Here is a 17,379-nt window from a genome sequence, read left to right on the forward strand (position 1 = left end):
TGCATCGGCTACAAACCAGCCGACGCGGCTGCATCGGCTTGGCGTTTCATATTCATGAGCAATTGGCTTAGAGCATGTCTCCCGAAAGTGGGAACCGGTTTCGGGGTAAAGACATGCTTGAAAACAAACGGATAGAGCATAATCCGACCCGAGTGAACCGAGGATCGATAAGCTTATGCGTGGATTAAAAGAAGTTAGAGCGCTGATCTGATCCAGTCAGATCGAAAAGCGCCATAATAAACTAAAATTTAAATTAGTATAGTTTAATATTTTGTCGACGCAGTATTATATACTTATTATTATTTGGTGAAAATTGCAGGGACGTGTTAGTGATTTGTTGGCATTTTATTCAAATGCTTCGAATTTCAATAATCATCGATAGTTATATTTTTCTTTGGGAAGTCTGCAATGAAATGGGAACAAATTTATGAATCCATGCAATCTGCTGACGATGCCGGACAGCTCCTTGAATACATAAATACTTATGCCAAGCAGTGCGGATTTGCACATACGGCTTATGTCATGCGCGTTCCGTTGCTGAACGGCGTGGTCAAATGGCTCAGCTTTGGATCGTTGCCCCAGGAATGGACCGATCATTATACGGCCAGAAAATATGCCGATATCGATCCCCTGGTTCGCAAGGCATTGAACAGCATCGAGCCTTTGGTCTGGTCGCCGAAGCTGTTTGCAGAAGCACCGCAAATCTGGACGGATGCACAGCGCTTCGGTCTCAAGGTTGGGATTTCCCAGCCGTGCTGGGCAGCTCAAGGCGTTTTCGGAATGTTGTCTTTCCTGAGAAATGGTCCGGCATTGTCTTCGGGCGAGATTTCGATGTTGCGGCGCCAGATGCAGATTGCGGCCAATCTCTTACATCTGTCCATGTATGAACATCTTGATGTTCCGGCGATGAATTGCGTTTCTGAAGTGAACCTGACGATGCGGGAAAGGGAAATCCTGCGCTGGACGAGCGAAGGAAAGACTGCCGAGATCATCGGTACGATCCTCAATATTTCCACACGCACGGTGAATTTCCATATCAGCAACGTGCTGACGAAGCTGGTTGCGGTCAACAAGGTTCAGGCGGTCGCCAAGGCCCGCACGTTCGGACTTCTCTAGATATTTTCCAAGTCCCTCGGCGGTTTGTTCCGAAGGGCATTTTTCAGCGGCTTTCCGGTTTGCGCTTTTTCTGAAACGGGCTACAAATTCATTATCTTTCCCGGAGGATTAATGAATGACTGCTCAGCCAAACTCTCTCGAAGCCCGCGATATCCGTTATCATCTCCATTCTTACACCGATGCTGTCCGCCTCGAAGCGGAAGGCCCGCTTGTCATTGAGCGGGGCGATGGCATTTACGTCGAAGATGTATCGGGCAAGCGTTACATTGAAGCAATGTCGGGACTTTGGAGTGTCGGCGTGGGCTTTTCGGAGCCGCGTCTGGCCGAAGCAGCTGCACGACAGATGAAGAAGCTGCCCTTCTACCATACATTCTCCTACCGTTCGCATGGTCCTGTCATCGATCTGGCGGAAAAGCTTGTTTCGATGGCTCCTGTGCCGATGAGCAAGGCTTATTTCACCAATTCAGGTTCCGAGGCCAACGATACGGTCATCAAGCTGATCTGGTATCGCTCCAATGCGCTTGGCGAACCGGAGCGCAAGAAAATTATCTCGCGCAAGCGCGGCTATCATGGTGTGACGATTGCCTCCGCCAGCCTGACTGGCCTGCCCAACAATCACCGTTCCTTCGATCTGCCGATCGACCGTATCCTGCATACGGGCTGCCCGCATCACTATCGTGAAGGGCTGGCAGGCGAGACTGAAGAGCAGTTCGCAACGCGACTGGCGGATGAGCTGGAACAGTTGATCCTTGCTGAAGGCCCGCACACCATTGCAGCTTTCATTGGCGAGCCGGTGATGGGTGCCGGCGGCGTGGTCGTGCCGCCCAAAACCTATTGGGAAAAGGTGCAGGCCGTTCTCAAGCGCTACGATATTCTGCTGGTCGCCGACGAAGTCATTTGCGGCTTCGGACGGACGGGCAACCTGTTCGGCAGCCAGACTTTCGATATGAAGCCGGATATTCTGGTCATGTCGAAGCAGCTTTCGTCGTCCTATCTGCCGATCTCGGCCTTCCTTATCAATGAGCGTGTTTACGCACCGATTGCCGAGGAAAGCCACAAGATCGGCACGCTTGGCACGGGCTTTACGGCATCCGGCCATCCGGTGGCGGCAGCGGTAGCGCTGGAAAACCTCGCGATTATCGAGGAGCGTGATCTGGTCGCCAATGCGCGCGATCGCGGCACCTATATGCAGAAGCGCCTGCGCGAGTTGCAGGATCACCCGCTGGTCGGTGAAGTGCGCGGCGTCGGCCTCATTGCCGGTGTCGAGCTTGTCACTGACAAGCAGGCCAAGACAGGTCTTGAACAGGCTGGTGCGTTGGGTGCTCAGGCAAATGCGGCTCTTCAGGAGCGGGGCGTCATCTCCCGTGCAATGGGCGACACGCTTGCCTTCTGTCCGCCACTCATCATCAATGACCAGCAGATCGATACGATGGTGTCGGCACTCGAAGCGACGCTCAACGATGTCCAGGCGAGCCTCGCCAAGTAATAATTTGCTCTGGAGCTGTCCGAATAGTGGGCAGCTCCAGAGCGAAAAGCCGTTAAATATCACAAAAATTGTATGATTTTCCGTGACTTGGCCGAAAATCAGCTTTTTCCAGCGCGCGCAAGTTTGTTCCGGCCCTGCTTGCAAATACGGTAAGTTTTTCGCGCAAGCCAGTTGCAATACGCGATAGGTTTCTTTCACTTTCCCGCATCATTTCACGACAATGCGCGCACCGTGGCTTTTGCCGCATCTGTGCCGGATGAAGGCATTCGCCATCCCTCCCGCCAGTATCGAGACCCCATCCGGTTGCCGGGAGTAATTAGTCGTGCATCATGCATCCCTGACCAAGAACCTGACGCATCTTCAGCGCCTTGAGGCGGAAGCTATCCATATTTTTCGCGAGGTCGCGGCAAGTTTTTCCAACCCGGTAATGCTTTATTCTGTCGGCAAGGATTCGTCGGTGATGCTGCATCTGGCGATGAAGGCATTCTATCCCGCTCCACCGCCTTTTCCCTTTCTGCATGTTGATACGACATGGAAGTTTCGGGAGATGATTGAGTTTCGCGATGCGCAGGCGCGTGAAAAGGGTTTCGAGCTGCTCGTGCATATCAATGAAGACGGCGTACGCGAGGGTATTGGTCCCTTTAGCCATGGATCGAATGTCCACACTCATGTGATGAAGACGGTCGCCTTGCGGCAGGCGCTCGACAAATACAAGTTCGATGCCGCTTTTGGTGGCGCTCGTCGCGACGAGGAGAAATCGCGCGCCAAGGAGCGTATTTTTTCCTTCCGCAACGCACAGCATGGATGGGACCCCAAGAACCAGCGTCCGGAAATGTGGAAAATCTATAATACGCGGGTTTCCGCAGGGGAATCGATCCGCGTCTTTCCGTTGTCGAACTGGACTGAGCTCGATATCTGGCAATATATCCTGCAGGAGAATATCCCCATCGTGCCGCTTTATTTTGCGGCGCATCGTCCTGTGGTCGAGCGTGACGGCATGCTGATTATGGTCGACGATGACCGCATGAAATTGCGCCCGGACGAACGGGTGGAAAACCGGCTGGTGCGATTCCGCACGCTTGGCTGCTATCCGCTGACCGGCGCAATTGAATCAAGTGCTGCGGACCTTTCCGATATTGTCGAAGAAATGCTGATTGCCCGTACATCCGAGCGGCAGGGCCGGGCCATTGATCGCGACGAAGCCGGATCGATGGAAAAAAAGAAGCGCGAGGGCTATTTCTGATGAATGCGATAATCAAGCCCGTTGCGACCAATGCCGCAGTCAGCGACTTTCTGGCCGATCAGGAGCGCAAGACGCTGTTGCGCTTCCTCACTTGCGGGTCGGTGGACGACGGCAAGTCGACGCTCATCGGGCGTCTGCTCTATGACACGAAACTGATCTTCGAGGACCAGCTCGCATCGTTGAAGAACGATAGCCGCAAGTTCGGCACCACGGATGACGATTTCGATTTCGCGTTGCTGGTTGATGGTCTGGAGGCAGAGCGGGAGCAGGGCATTACTATCGATGTCGCCTATCGGTTCTTTTCGACACCACGTCGCAAATTCATTGTCGCGGATACGCCGGGTCACGCGCAATATACGCGCAACATGGCAACCGGCGCGTCGACGGCCGATCTTGCTATCGTGCTTGTCGATGCCCGTCAGGGTGTGTTGACCCAGACACGGCGCCATTCCTTCATTGCCGCTGCACTTGGTATTCGTCATATCGTTCTGGCTGTGAACAAGATCGACCTGGTGGATTTTTCGCAGGAAGCCTTCGAGCGCATTGTTGCCGACTATATGAGCTTCGCCAAAGAACTTGGCTTTGTCAGCATCCAGCCGATCCCGCTTTCGGCGCGTTTCGGCGACAATGTCACCCTGCCATCGCCGCGCATGGACTGGTATGAAGGGCCGCATTTGCTCGAACATCTGGAGACCGTGCGCATCGACACGGAGGCAGCGGCCAAGCCCTTTCGTTTTCCGGTGCAATATGTGAACCGTCCCAATCTCGATTTTCGCGGCTTCTCCGGCACCGTGGCATCCGGGTCGATCACTGCCGGCGATACGGTGGTTGTCGCCAAATCAGGCAAGACCTCCCGCGTAAAACGCATCGCCACCTATGACGGTGACCTGCCACGCGCTTCCGAGGGGCAAGCCGTCACACTGGTGCTGGAGGACGAGATCGAGGTTTCGCGCGGCAATATGCTGGTAGGGACCGATGCCCGGCCTGAAGTTGCTGATCGGTTCTCGGCCAATATAGTCTGGCTTGGCGAGGAGGCGTTGCATCCCGGCCGATCCTATATCCTGCGGACCGAGACTGATCAGACGCCCGTAACGATCAACGAGATCGTATACAGAACCGATGTCGATAGCTTCACCCGTCAGGAAGCGCTTCGCCTTGACCTCAACGAAATCGGACTTTGCCGTCTCCAGACGGTGGGTCAGATTGCGTTCGATCCTTACGCGGATAATCGTGTAACCGGCGCGTTCGTCTTGATCGACCGGCTTACCAACGCGACTGTGGGTGCTGGGATGATCGATAGTGCGCTTCGTCAGGCGACGAATGTGCATCTGCAATGCTTCGACCTCGACAAGCAGACACGCGCAGCTCAGAAATTCCAGAAACCGGCTGTACTGTGGTTCACGGGTCTGTCCGGCTCCGGCAAATCCACCATCGCAAACCGGCTCGAACAGCGGCTCCATGCGCTCGGCAAGCATACCTACCTGCTGGACGGTGATAATGTCCGTCATGGCCTCAACAGCGATCTGGGTTTCTCCGATGAGGATAGGGCAGAGAATATCCGCCGTGTCGGCGAAGTCGCCCGGTTGATGACCGATGCGGGGCTGGTGGTGCTGGTTTCCTTCATTTCGCCATTTCGGAGTGAACGGGATCGCATTCGCTCCCGGCTGCCCGAAGGCGAGTTTGTCGAGATATTCGTGGATACACCGATAGAGGAATGCATCGCTCGTGACCCGAAGGGGCTCTATGCGCAGGCCTTACGCGGTGAGATCAAGGCTTTTACCGGGATCGATTCTCCGTATGAGGCACCGGTATCACCGGAATTACGCCTGAGCACGACGGGTCGTGACGTTGACGAACTCGTCGCAGAAGTAGAAAAGTATCTCGCCGAACGTGGTATCATAGGCAGTTATGGCAGCGATTCCTGGTCAATCTGAGCAATGAAGATTTCAGCCTCCCCGAAAGCCGATCCGAACGACGATGCAATACTGACCGCCCTGCAGGAAGCTGCACTTGAGGCGGGGCGCGTTATCATGAAGCACTATGCCAATGGTTGCGCGGTTCAGAGCAAGAAAGATTCCTCCCCGGTCACGGAAGCAGATCGTGAGGCGGAAGCCATCATTCTCGCGGCACTCGCTTCCGTTGTTCCGGACATTCCGGTTGTCGCCGAGGAGGAAGTGGCGGCAGGACGGTTGCCTTCAAAGTTGGGCCGGCAATTTCTACTAGTTGATCCTCTGGACGGCACCCGTGAGTTTCTGCTGCGAAACGGCGACTTCACGGTGAATATCGGCCTGATCGAGGACGGCGCTCCGGTTCTCGGCATCGTTTATGCACCCGTTCGCAATCGCTTGTTTCTGGGAACCAGCAACGGTGCTGAAGAAATAACGACGACCAAAGATCATGCAATCGGAACACGGCGCGGGATAGCGGTGCGCGTTCACGGGTCCGAGCAGGTGGCGGTTTGCAGCCGGTCACATAAAAACCCGGAAACGGAGAAGTTCCTGAACGACAACAGGATCAGCAGTTGCGTTTCCATCGGGTCATCGTTGAAGTTTTGCCTGATTGCCAGTGGGGCGGCCGATATCTATCCGCGTTTCGGCCCGACGATGGAATGGGATACTGCGGCGGGCGATGCCGTGTTGCGCGCCGCTGGCGGTCTCACCACGACTTTCGAGGGGACGCCGCTCTCTTATGGCCAGCGCGCCAATGAAGGTGTTGCGGGTTTTGCCAATCCCAATTTCGTGGCTTTTGGCGGTGGCTCGAAGCCCGTTTTTGCTCTGGTCTGATAGTTTTTGGAAGCAAACGGACGCAACACCTTTCCCTTATACGCAGCTTCCTTGAAAGCTGTGTCCAACTTTTCAAGTCAGGCATTTAAAAAAACCACAAGATGCTCTTGCAGCTTGAAATAGGGGACGTTATAAGCCGCCTCAATGGTCAAGACCACGTGGTCACGGAGTGTAGCGCAGCCTGGTAGCGCACCTCGTTCGGGACGAGGGGGTCGGAGGTTCGAATCCTCTCACTCCGACCATTTTCCAAGTGCCGAAGCACTTTTTATCCCGATATTTCTCTTCACATCAGTATTCGCTAGTGGTCTGATTCCGACATTTGCATCCCTTGGATATAAGCGCCGAGCAAATGTCGGAATCAAAAGGACCGCTAGTAACTCTATGAATCTAGTGGATTTTTCGAATTTGACGTTTGAAACGAGATTTATATCGGGCGGGTATCAAACGTCAAATTCAATCCACTAGCCGGCGATAAGCCGTTGCATTTGCACCACTCGGACTATTTCTTGCCTTCAAGGCACCAGCATTGGCTACAATCCAGGTTGATGCCGTGTTAAATGCTCTTCCGAAGAGCATTGGCGCATCGAGGTAGACTTTGCCTAATTAATTCCGGTCTCAATCCAGTTTCACCCATGCAACCTGATAGCAGCGAGCTGTCGGGCATGTGAACTTGTTCATCGGGTGGCGGTTAGAGACCGGTTTGGCATTGTCAAATGTGCCGGAACAGCTTGCCTGTCTCTGCTCTTCAATCAGTTGAAAAATCGCCATGCCGCGCCCGGAATGGGCACCTCATTCGCCATCTTGGTGAGCTTCCAGAATGGAAGACCGAGATATTATGAGCGATATTCTTCGGGTGCGGTGGACGATCACACCGAAAATTGCCCCTCAGCCTTGGATTGCGTGCAGCGGATGCGGCAAGCTGAACGCTTTTCGATCGAGCGATAAGGTCAGACTGAATGCCAATGGCCGTAAGCTTGATGCGTGGCTGATTTATAAATGCCTGACATGTGACAAGACATGGAACCGGTCGATTTTCGAACGGCAGAATGTCCGCGAGATCGATCCCAGGATACTGGAGGCGCTTCATTCCAACGATCCGCAATGGATTTGGGCTGAGGCGTTCAATATGCAAGCACTGAGACGGAAATCACAGCGCGTCGATGAGTTCCCGGAGTACGATGTCGCCAAAACTGTTGTGCACGAAGCAGCCTTTTTCAAGACGATCGAGATCGAGTTGCAAGTTGCCCTTCCGGTCAACATGCGCCTGGATCGTCTGTTGGCGACCGAGCTTAAAATCTCCCGTACGCGCCTTCAGGTGCTCAGTGACGGAGGCACAATTCGGATGACATCGGATGAAAACGACGTCGTCATGCGGCGACGGATCAAAACCGGGGTCGTGATTTCGATTAAACTGGAACCTTCTGACCAAGAGATCGATTGGCAATCGCTGGTCGCAGGAAATGCATGCTGAAAAATAATGAAGGCCCGGTTTCGGGCCTTCATCTTTGCGGTTTGCGCCAGAGAATAGAATTCGCATCGGGTGTCATTCTGCTTTCCCGAAAACCGACATGCGCATGAACTCTCCATCATATTGGGCAAGGGCTACAATGCGTTTACGGTCCAGTATCTCCACACGGTTCGAGCGGAACAGGATCAGACCCTCTTCGCGGAGATCACGCAGCATTCGATTGAGGTGTATCGGCGTTAAGCCCAGGGCATCGGCGAGTTGATATTGCGTCAGCGGGCAATAAAAGGAATTTGGATCGCCCATCCCGCACGATTGCACCCGATCAGAAAGCTCCAGAAACAGATGTGCCGTTCGGACGAATGCTGCGCGGCATCCAATATTGGTAAGATGCTCGATCAGCATCGAGCGCTGGCGTGCAAGAAGCTCGATAAGGATCAGGCTGAGACGTGGCGCTCGCTCGATAGAGGCTTCAAGCGAGACAAGCGGAATCTCGAAAACCGACATCGGCGTGATCGCCGCGATTGTGTTGTAGCTGTAGCCATCGGCAGTCCTGAGCCCAAGAAAATCGCTCCGCATGGGAAAGTCGATGATCTGCCGTTCGCCGCTGGACAGGTCGCGATATACGCAGCCCCAACCGGAGCGCACGAGATGGATGCTTCTGACGCGGGCACCCTGCTCAATGATGGTGGCATCGGCAGAAAAATCGCTCTCGATTATCGTGAGAGACGAAAGCGCGTCTGTTTCCCGCGCTTCCAGCTTGGCAAGAATTGGAGGTGCCTCCAATAAACCAATAAGCGCTTCGATTGATGGGTCTGTGGTCTGCTTGCCACTATGCATTTCTAACCCACTAGAGCGTATCCCGAAATTTGTGCGACAGCCTTTCGGAAAAGTTGCATCCTGAAATCACAGTTAGGGCGCTTGCTCGATTCAATCAAATCGATACGCGCCTTAAAGTATGCCCACCCAATCACATGGTGGTCTTCCAGTCGGGTAATCGTGTAAATTGCCTGTCGGCATTTCCATCAAAAGTCTATGTGCTTATGAATTTCGAAATGCGCAACTGCCCCCTCAGCGTCGATAAATTCAGCAAACTCGAAAACCATATAAACGAAAGATATAGAGTCTATATCCTACCGCTCTCCAAGTCGTTCTTATGGACGGTCATAATTTTTATGCGTTGCTAACATAAGTTAATGACACGATTATTTCCCGATAGCAATATTTACCCTAGCCAAGGCTACACGTCTATCCAGGCAAGCGCAGGAAATTGTTCGTCTCTGACGAAAGTAATAGTTGGATGCATAAACATAGAGCAACTTGAGTAGCGCCGGGAGTATCACATGTTGGAGACAAGAGGGGATAGCCTTTGGGCTGCTTCGGAGAGTATGGGCGACAGGGGCAACGCCGCCGGCATTGAAGCAGCGCGTGGACGGCGCATGTTGCTCGTGTGCAAGAGCAATCTTGAACGGCAGTGCCTTTATAACGGGCTCGTGCTGAACGGTCTCAAGCTTCCCGTCGAGACACAAGCGGCGATCGAGTTAGCAGATCCGACCGATGATATTGCTGTTGTTCTGATCAACATAGGTTCGAAGCGCCTGGCCGATCCGTTTTTCTCGGAAAAGTTGCAGGCCGTGATAGAACTCTGGCGTCCGGTCCCTGTTGTTTTTCTTGCTGAGCGCGAGGAATGGGCTCAGGTTGTTCGCGCCATGGAAATTGGCGCCCGCGGCTATATTCCAACGTCAGTTGACATCAAGGTTTGCGTCGAAGCCATTCATCTTGCCACGGCTGGCGGCATGTATGTGCCTGCTTCCATGGTTTTCCAGACGGCACCGACAGATATTGATGATGATGTTCTGGGCGAGTTGCTCACAGCGCGCGAGATCGAAGTCGTCCACGCCATCCGAATTGGCAAATCGAACAAGATCATCGCCTTTGAACTCGGTATGAGCGAAGGCACGGTCAAGGCTCACGTCCATAATATCATGAAGAAGATTGGTGCTGCGAACCGCACGGAAGTCGCGTGCAAGCTGCATCGAATGTACGGTGAGAAGTTCGATCTTGATTGAACCCTCTCGGTTTCGTTTCAGAACGCATTCCGAAAAATATGAAACGCTTTTCGGAAAAGATGCGTGTAAACCAATGGTTCGATCAAAGCGGGAAATGCTCTAGTTGAATGCCGTTTGTACGAAAAAGGGCGAACAGGTGGTTCGCCCTCTCGAATGAGATTGAGTATTCTTTTTATTGGACTGGCATTCAGTCATACCGGCGAGTTTCGTCGCCGTCTGGACCCCAATTTCACACTTGCCCTGCTACGCAATAACGCTACTCGTTTCCCCGCATTCCGAGGCCCGTAACAAACAGCCCGATTATCTTATTCTATGTTTGCATCGAGCTGGGATGAACGCGCCAAACTCACTTTTCATGCCTCATATCTCTCGTTTTACTTCAGTATTTTTTGTTCAAGAGATGATTTCAAGAATACGCCAGTTTGGAATCTTATGAATATAGATATTCGATCCACATTTAACGAATAGGTTTATGACAGCCGGAGCAGCATGCCCAAAGTGATGGCTGAGGTTTAGGCATCAGTCGGCGAAAGAGGTCTTCCGATCGAAAATTAAACGAAGGTTTTATTTGAATTTATGATTTCTTCGCAGGATTGCCGGGTGACGACGATAAATGTCCAAAATTGCTGAAAAGCGAATGCTATTCGAAGCCATTCGAACTGAAATGGTTGCTTTCTATTGAAAAACCGCGAAATTACCCGAACGCAATCAGAATAATGCCAGCTCTGGGATAAAAATGCAGCTCACCCCCCGTCACAATGCAATTCTTGAGCTCGCTCGCAAGCAGGGGCAGGTTCTGGTGGATGATCTTGCTGCGGCTTTTGAAGTGACGCCGCAGACTGTACGCAAGGATTTGAATGATCTTTGCCGCGCCCGGATGCTGCGTCGTATCCATGGAGGCGCGCTCTATCCGTCCGGTGTCGAGAACATGGAATATGAAGCGCGTCGCCGCATCGCCGCGCACGAAAAGGAATCGATCGGGCGCGCTGCTGCAGAAATCATTCCGGATGGCGCCTCCCTGTTCATCAATATCGGCACCACGACTGAAGCCGTCAGCCAGGCACTGGTTGATCATAACAATCTGATGGTTATCACCAATAACATCAATGTTGCCAATACGTTGCGCGTTCATCCCTCGATAGAGGTGGTTGTTGCAGGCGGTGTAGTGCGTCCGTCCGACGGGGGGATCGTCGGTGAAGCAGCCGTTGATTTCATCCGGCAGTTCAAGGTCGACTATGCGATTATCGGCGCTTCTGCCATGGATGAAGACGGGGCCCTTCTGGATTTCGACTTCCGTGAAGTGAAAGTGGCGCAAGCCATCATCGCCAATGCGCGGCATGTAATTCTCGTGACTGACTCCACTAAACTGGAACGGACCGCGCCGGTGCGTATCGGTCACATATCGCAGATCGATACTTTCATCACGGATCACTGCCCGTCGAACCAGTTGCGGGAATTGTGCCGCGAAAGCGAGGTCGAACTGATCGAAACCCTCGGAGAGAGTCAGACGGAAGAAAAACGAACATAGGTTCGTTTCATTTTCGGTTTGCTTTCGTATTAAATGAATTATATTCGCTTTGGTTTTCGGAGACTGGTCTTCGGGGTTCGCCATGGCGCAAGAGAAACTATTCGATATTTTTGTAATCGGCGGCGGCATTAACGGCTGCGGTATAGCGCGTGATGCGGTTGGCCGGGGATTTTCAGTTGGCCTTGCCGAAATGAACGATCTGGCAAGCGGCACCTCGTCGCGAGCAACCAAACTTATTCATGGTGGCTTGCGCTATCTGGAGCACTACGAATTTCGTCTGGTGCGAGAGGCGCTGATGGAGCGTGAGGTGCTGTGGGCCAATGCACCCCACATCATTCATCCGATGCGCTTTGTACTGCCTTATCATAAGGGCGGAATGCGTCCTGCATGGTTGTTGAGGCTGGGGCTGTTTCTCTATGACCATTTGGGCGGGCGTAAGAAGCTTCCTGCGACGCGTACACTCGATATGCGTTCCGATCCGGCAGCGCAGCCCCTGAAACCGCTTTTTACAAAGGCATTCGAATATTCGGACTGCTGGGTGGATGACGCACGTTTCGTTGCCTTGACCGCCCGTGATGCAGCAGATCGCGGCGCGATGATCCGAACCCGCACAAAAGTCGTGGCGGCGCGCCGTGACAGCGAATACTGGACCATTACACTGGAAGATACCGGTACACATGAGCGCGAGGAAGTTAGGGCTCGTCTGCTGGTCAATGCTGCTGGTCCCTGGGCCGACAAGGTTCTGCAAGGTGTCGAAGGAGATCGACAGCTCCACAATGTCCGCCTTGTGCAGGGCAGCCATATTGTGGTGCGCAAGAAGTTCTCCGATCCCCGTTCCTATTTCTTCCAGAACAATGACGGGCGCATCATCTTTGCCATTCCCTATGAGGACGACTTTACGCTGATCGGCACGACCGATCAGGATTATCAGGGTGACCCGGCCAAGGTTGCGATCACCGATGGCGAGACCGACTATCTTTGCGCGGCAGCCAGCGAATATTTCAAGGAGCCGGTCAGACGCGCGGATATCGTCTGGACCTATTCCGGTGTTCGCCCGCTTTATGATGACGGTGCGAGCAAGGCACAGGAAGCAACGCGTGATTATGTGCTGAAAGAAGATGCACCCGATGGGCTTGCACCTCTGATTAACGTCTTTGGCGGCAAGCTGACCACGGCGCGGCGACTTGCTGAACATATGCTGGAGAAGATCGAGCATAGGCTGGGACAAAAAGGTGCACCGTGGACCCATGCTGCTCCGTTGCCCGGCGGTGATTTCGTGGATGTCGAGTTCGAACGTGAGCTGCAAAAGGTGACTGCCGCCTATTCTTTCCTGCCACCTGCTCATGCGCGGCGTCTGTTCCGGCAATATGGAACGCGTATTCATGTTCTGCTTGGGGAAGCCACTTCACTTGCAGACCTTGGACAGCATTTCGGTGCCGATCTTTATGAAGCCGAAGTGCGGTATCTGCTTGAGAATGAATGGGCAGTCAGCGCCGAGGATATTTTGTGGCGGCGTACGAAACTTGGTCTTCGCCTGAATGCGGCGGATGTTTCCTCGCTTGAGGAATATCTGAAGCCTGCACGCGTCGCCTAAGCCCTCTCAATCTGTAGCCGCACTTGCCAGTTGTATTTTAAGCAGTCATTATTCTCCCAGACAGCGGGTTCCAGCCTTCCTGGGAGGAAAAGATGGGCACACCGCAAGACCGAACACATGCCGATCTGATTCAATCCGCGATCATGACAGCGGGAGGGGCAGCGCGATCTGCTCTGGTCGCTTCATGGCGGCGCTCGGCGGAACTGCATGGGCTTGATCCTGCCGAACTGGGGTCGGTGCGCACCCTTTCCGACGGTGAGTTCAGAACTGCTCATCAGCGTATCGAACGCCTTGTCAGCATAGCGCAAGCCAGTATGGACCGCCTTTATCTGGCCGTTGGCGGGGTCGGTTGTTGTGTGCTTCTGGCCGATAGCGAGGGCGTGCCGGTCGAACGTCGTGGCGCACCGGGCGATGACGATACCTTCTATCGCTGGGGGCTTTGGACCGGTGCGGTCTGGAGCGAACAGAGCGAAGGCACGAACGGGATCGGCACCTGCATTGTCGAACAGCGTCCGCTGACAATTCATCGCGACCAGCATTTTCATACCCGTAATATCGGGCTTTCCTGCACGGTCGCTCCGATCCACGATCATCAGGGGCGCCTGATGGCAGCACTTGATGTTTCGTCATGCCGCGCCGATCTGACAGAGGCTTTTGCGCAACTCATATCCGTCGCCGTTATCGATGCTGCACGGCGCATCGAGGCTGAAAATTTCCGTCAGGCTTTCCCCGAGGCTCGTATCATGCTGGCGCCAAGCCCCGACAGAACCGGCGGCGCACTGATCGCTGTCGACAAGGATGATCTGGTTATCGGCGCCACACGTGCGGCGCGTCTGGCCATGGGGCTTGACGATGCCGCTCTTGCGGTTCCGTTGCCCGCAGCCGATCTTCTCGGCTGGCATGCCGATCCACGTGAAGATATGGCAGAGTCGGAGCGGAGCGTAATTCTGCGCGCCCTTGCGCGTGCAGAAGGGAATATCTCGGCGGCTGCCGGGCTTCTGGGCATCAGTCGCGCCACGCTTCATCGCAAGCTCAACCGGCTGAAGATCATTCGTCCGCACTAATCAGAAATAAGCGGACACAACTGTCTCAATATTGCGACACATAACCTTGCGAGCTTGAATGCGCGGGATGACTCTTTCGCACTGCCGCGCGATCCTCACCCATGAAACGCTGTAGGAGCAGCGTGGTTTTGGGAGGAATGTCATGAACAAGGTTGAATTCAGCCGGACCGTGAAGCCGGCTTTCGCAAAACGCTACGGAAATTTCATCGGGGGCAAATGGGTCGAACCCAAATCCGGCCGCTATTTCGAGAACACTTCACCGGTCAATGGTCAGGTGCTTTGTGAAGTAGCCCGTTCGGACGCCGCCGATGTCGAGGCGGCTCTCGATGCAGCGCATGCCGCCAAGGATGCCTGGGGCAAGACGAGCGCGGCGGAACGCGCGCTCATCCTCAATCGCATTGCCGACCGGATTGAGGAAAATCTGCCTGCGCTGGCTGCTGCCGAAACCTGGGACAACGGCAAGCCAATCCGCGAAACCACCGCTGCCGATCTTCCTCTGGCCATCGACCATTTCCGCTATTTTGCAGGCGTCATCCGTGCCCAGGAAGGCGGCATTTCCGAAATCGATCACGACACGGTCGCGTATCACTTCCATGAACCACTTGGCGTTGTCGGTCAGATCATCCCGTGGAACTTCCCTCTTCTCATGGCGACGTGGAAGCTTGCTCCGGCCCTTGCGGCGGGCAATTGCGTCGTCCTGAAACCGGCTGAACAGACACCGGCATCGATCCTCGTGCTTATGGAATTGATCGGTGATCTTCTCCCGCCAGGGGTTATCAATGTCGTCAACGGGTTTGGCCTTGAGGCAGGCAAACCGCTTGCATCGAGCCCGCGCATCGCCAAGATCGCCTTCACCGGCGAAACGACGACCGGTCGATTGATCATGCAATATGCCAGCCAGAATCTCATCCCGGTTACGCTGGAACTTGGCGGCAAGTCGCCGAACATCTTCTTCAAGGATGTCGCAGCGGAAGACGACGATTTCCTCGACAAGGCCATCGAAGGCTTTGTGATGTTCGCACTCAATCAGGGCGAAGTCTGCACGTGCCCAAGTCGCGCGCTCATCCATGAATCGATTTACGACAAGTTCATGGAAAAGGCGCTCAAGCGCGTGAATGCAATCGTGCAGGGCGATCCCCTCGATCCTGCCACGATGATCGGTGCACAGGCTTCCAGTGAGCAGCTGGAAAAAATCCTGAGCTATCTCGATATCGGCCGCCAAGAAGGTGCTGAAGTGCTGGCAGGTGGCGAGCGCAATATTCTGCCGGGCGATCTGGCTGGCGGTTATTACGTCAAGCCGACCGTATTCAAGGGCAACAACAAGATGCGTGTTTTCCAGGAGGAAATCTTCGGACCGGTTGTGTCTGTTGCTACCTTCAAGGACGATGCGGAAGCGCTATCGATTGCCAACGATACGCTTTACGGTCTGGGTGCCGGTATATGGACGCGTGATGGCACGCGTGCCTATCGCTTCGGACGTGCCATTCAGGCCGGTCGTGTGTGGACCAATTGCTACCATGCCTATCCGGCACATGCGGCATTTGGCGGTTACAAGCAATCGGGTATCGGTCGCGAAAACCACCTCAAGATGCTGGATCACTATCAGAACACCAAGAATATGCTGGTGAGCTACAGCCCGAAGAAACTGGGTTTCTTCTAGCCGAAGCTGACCCCGGAACTGCAATACGGAGAAAACATCTTCGTATTGCGCTCAATCAAGGGATGGAACCGTTCCTCATGCCAGTATTGCGTCGAGCATAACGGTTTCCAATACCCCTCCCAAGGGGGCCTGGGCGGAAACGCCCGGGCGACCTTCTTCTAGTGCCTCCGGAAAGCATTCAGTTTTCGACATTCATTTCTTCCCTCCCCCAGGAAGCCAGCTCAGTTCGACAACGAAGGAGAAACTTCATGGCAAAGACAATGAAAGCCGCCGTGGTGCGGGCATTCGGAAAGCCACTGACAATCGACGAAGTGCCGATACCCGAGCCCGGACCAGGGCAGATACAGGTTGCCATTCACGCGTCCGGCGTTTGCCATACCGATCTGCATGCAGCCGAAGGCGACTGGCCGGTAAAGCCCAACCCGCCATTCATTCCGGGGCATGAAGGCGTCGGTTATGTTTCGGCTGTGGGTAGCGGTGTCAAACACGTTAAGGAAGGCGACCGCGTCGGCGTTCCATGGCTTTATACCGCATGTGGCCACTGTCGTCATTGCCTGGGCGGCTGGGAAACACTCTGCGAAGAGCAGCTTAATACAGGCTATTCGGTCAATGGTGGCTTTGCCGAATATGTCGTTGCCGATCCGAATTTTGTTGGTCACTTGCCGAAGAACATTGATTTCAACGAAATCGCGCCGGTTCTCTGTGCTGGCGTGACGGTCTACAAGGGTCTGAAGGTAACGGATACCAAACCCGGTGACTGGGTTGTGATCTCCGGTGTCGGTGGTCTCGGCCATATGGCGGTGCAATATGCCAAGGCAATGGGGCTTAACGTTGCCGCTGTCGACATCGACGACAGAAAGCTTGATCTCGCGCGGAAGCTTGGCGCGACGGTTACCGTCAATGCAAAAACGCATAATGATCCGGCGGCCTATATCAAAAAAGAAACCGATGGCGGTGCGCAAGGCGTGCTGGTTACGGCTGTTTCGCCGATCGCATTCGAACAGGCGCTGGGCATGGTATCGCGAGGCGGCACTGTATCGCTGAACGGATTGCCACCGGGTGACTTTCCGCTCTCTATCTTCAACATGGTGCTGAACGGCGTCACCGTGCGCGGCTCAATCGTCGGTACGCGGCTTGATCTGCAGGAGTCGCTGGATTTTGCTGGCGACGGCAAGGTGCGCGCCACTATCCGAACCGAAAAGCTCGAAGATATCAATTCCATCTTCGATGATATGCGCCAAGGCAATATTGAAGGTCGCGTAGTCGTGGACCTGACTCAGTAATGTCCAGACCCTAGAGTAGCGCATCCCGAAAAGTGTGAAACGGCTTTCGGACAAGATGTGTGATACAACATATAATCAAAGCGGGCAT

General features: G+C 54.1%; 13 protein-coding genes and 1 tRNA gene. 13 read left to right on the plus strand and 1 reads right to left on the minus strand.

The features are described from left to right. Window positions 1-408: 408 nt before the first annotated feature. The 7 genes from F9K94_RS12440 (at window position 409) to F9K94_RS12470 (ending at window position 8,099) form a co-directional block, all read left to right on the plus strand. Complete coding sequence (locus F9K94_RS12440) at window positions 409-1,116, plus strand: LuxR family transcriptional regulator (RefSeq protein ID WP_151555500.1); 708 nt, start codon at window positions 409-411, stop codon at window positions 1,114-1,116. A gap of 115 nt (window positions 1,117-1,231) precedes the next feature. Then, complete coding sequence (locus F9K94_RS12445; RefSeq protein ID WP_151645954.1) at window positions 1,232-2,602, plus strand: aspartate aminotransferase family protein; 1,371 nt, start codon at window positions 1,232-1,234, stop codon at window positions 2,600-2,602. A gap of 322 nt (window positions 2,603-2,924) precedes the next feature. Beyond that, window positions 2,925-3,845 carry a sulfate adenylyltransferase subunit CysD gene (gene cysD / locus F9K94_RS12450; RefSeq protein WP_151645956.1) on the plus strand — a complete coding sequence of 307 codons (921 nt, stop codon included), beginning with the start codon at window positions 2,925-2,927 and terminating at the stop codon, window positions 3,843-3,845. Then, entirely contained in the window at window positions 3,845-5,779 is a 1,935-nt protein-coding gene (gene cysN / locus F9K94_RS12455) for a sulfate adenylyltransferase subunit CysN (RefSeq protein WP_151645958.1), read from the plus strand. The genes cysD and cysN overlap by 1 nt, the downstream gene beginning before the upstream one ends. A 3-nt stretch (window positions 5,780-5,782) precedes the next feature. Then, window positions 5,783-6,628: a 3'(2'),5'-bisphosphate nucleotidase CysQ gene (gene cysQ / locus F9K94_RS12460; protein WP_151645960.1), complete on the plus strand. Its 846-nt coding sequence runs from the start codon at window positions 5,783-5,785 to the stop codon at window positions 6,626-6,628. A 165-nt stretch (window positions 6,629-6,793) separates the two neighbouring features. Then, window positions 6,794-6,870: transfer RNA gene (locus tag F9K94_RS12465), tRNA-Pro, on the plus strand. A 593-nt stretch (window positions 6,871-7,463) separates the two neighbouring features. Continuing rightward, window positions 7,464-8,099, plus strand: a complete 636-nt coding sequence (locus F9K94_RS12470) for a DUF1062 domain-containing protein (protein WP_151645962.1) — start codon at window positions 7,464-7,466, stop codon at window positions 8,097-8,099. Between the two features lie 72 nt (window positions 8,100-8,171). On the opposite strand, the gene F9K94_RS12475 is transcribed toward F9K94_RS12470, so the two are convergent. Continuing rightward, window positions 8,172-8,933, minus strand: coding sequence for a Crp/Fnr family transcriptional regulator (locus F9K94_RS12475; RefSeq protein ID WP_151645964.1), 762 nt, complete (start codon window positions 8,931-8,933; stop codon window positions 8,172-8,174). Window positions 8,934-9,436: 503 nt separating this feature from the next. Here F9K94_RS12475 and F9K94_RS12480 point away from each other — a divergent pair. The 6 genes from F9K94_RS12480 to adhP all read left to right on the plus strand — a co-directional run bounded on the left by F9K94_RS12480 (window position 9,437) and on the right by adhP (window position 17,291). After that, window positions 9,437-10,162 (plus strand): response regulator transcription factor, encoded by a 726-nt coding sequence (locus F9K94_RS12480; protein WP_151645966.1) that lies wholly within the window; start codon window positions 9,437-9,439, stop codon window positions 10,160-10,162. Between the two features lie 736 nt (window positions 10,163-10,898). After that, entirely contained in the window at window positions 10,899-11,690 is a 792-nt protein-coding gene (locus F9K94_RS12485) for a DeoR/GlpR family DNA-binding transcription regulator (protein ID WP_151645968.1), read from the plus strand. Window positions 11,691-11,772: 82 nt separating this feature from the next. Then, on the plus strand, window positions 11,773-13,284 hold the full coding sequence (glpD, locus tag F9K94_RS12490; protein WP_151645970.1) for a glycerol-3-phosphate dehydrogenase: 1,512 nt from the start codon (window positions 11,773-11,775) through the stop codon (window positions 13,282-13,284). Between the two features lie 92 nt (window positions 13,285-13,376). Next, entirely contained in the window at window positions 13,377-14,348 is a 972-nt protein-coding gene (locus tag F9K94_RS12495) for a GAF domain-containing protein (RefSeq protein ID WP_151645972.1), read from the plus strand. Between the two features lie 142 nt (window positions 14,349-14,490). Beyond that, window positions 14,491-16,008: an aldehyde dehydrogenase gene (gene adh / locus F9K94_RS12500; protein WP_151645974.1), complete on the plus strand. Its 1,518-nt coding sequence runs from the start codon at window positions 14,491-14,493 to the stop codon at window positions 16,006-16,008. 248 nt (window positions 16,009-16,256) lie between these two features. Further along, complete coding sequence (adhP, locus tag F9K94_RS12505) at window positions 16,257-17,291, plus strand: alcohol dehydrogenase AdhP (protein ID WP_010658043.1); 1,035 nt, start codon at window positions 16,257-16,259, stop codon at window positions 17,289-17,291. The last annotated feature ends 88 nt before the right edge of the window (window positions 17,292-17,379 follow it).

The sequence above is a fragment of the Brucella tritici genome (assembly GCF_008932285.1).
In the GTDB taxonomy this organism is placed as follows: domain Bacteria; phylum Pseudomonadota; class Alphaproteobacteria; order Rhizobiales; family Rhizobiaceae; genus Brucella; species Brucella tritici.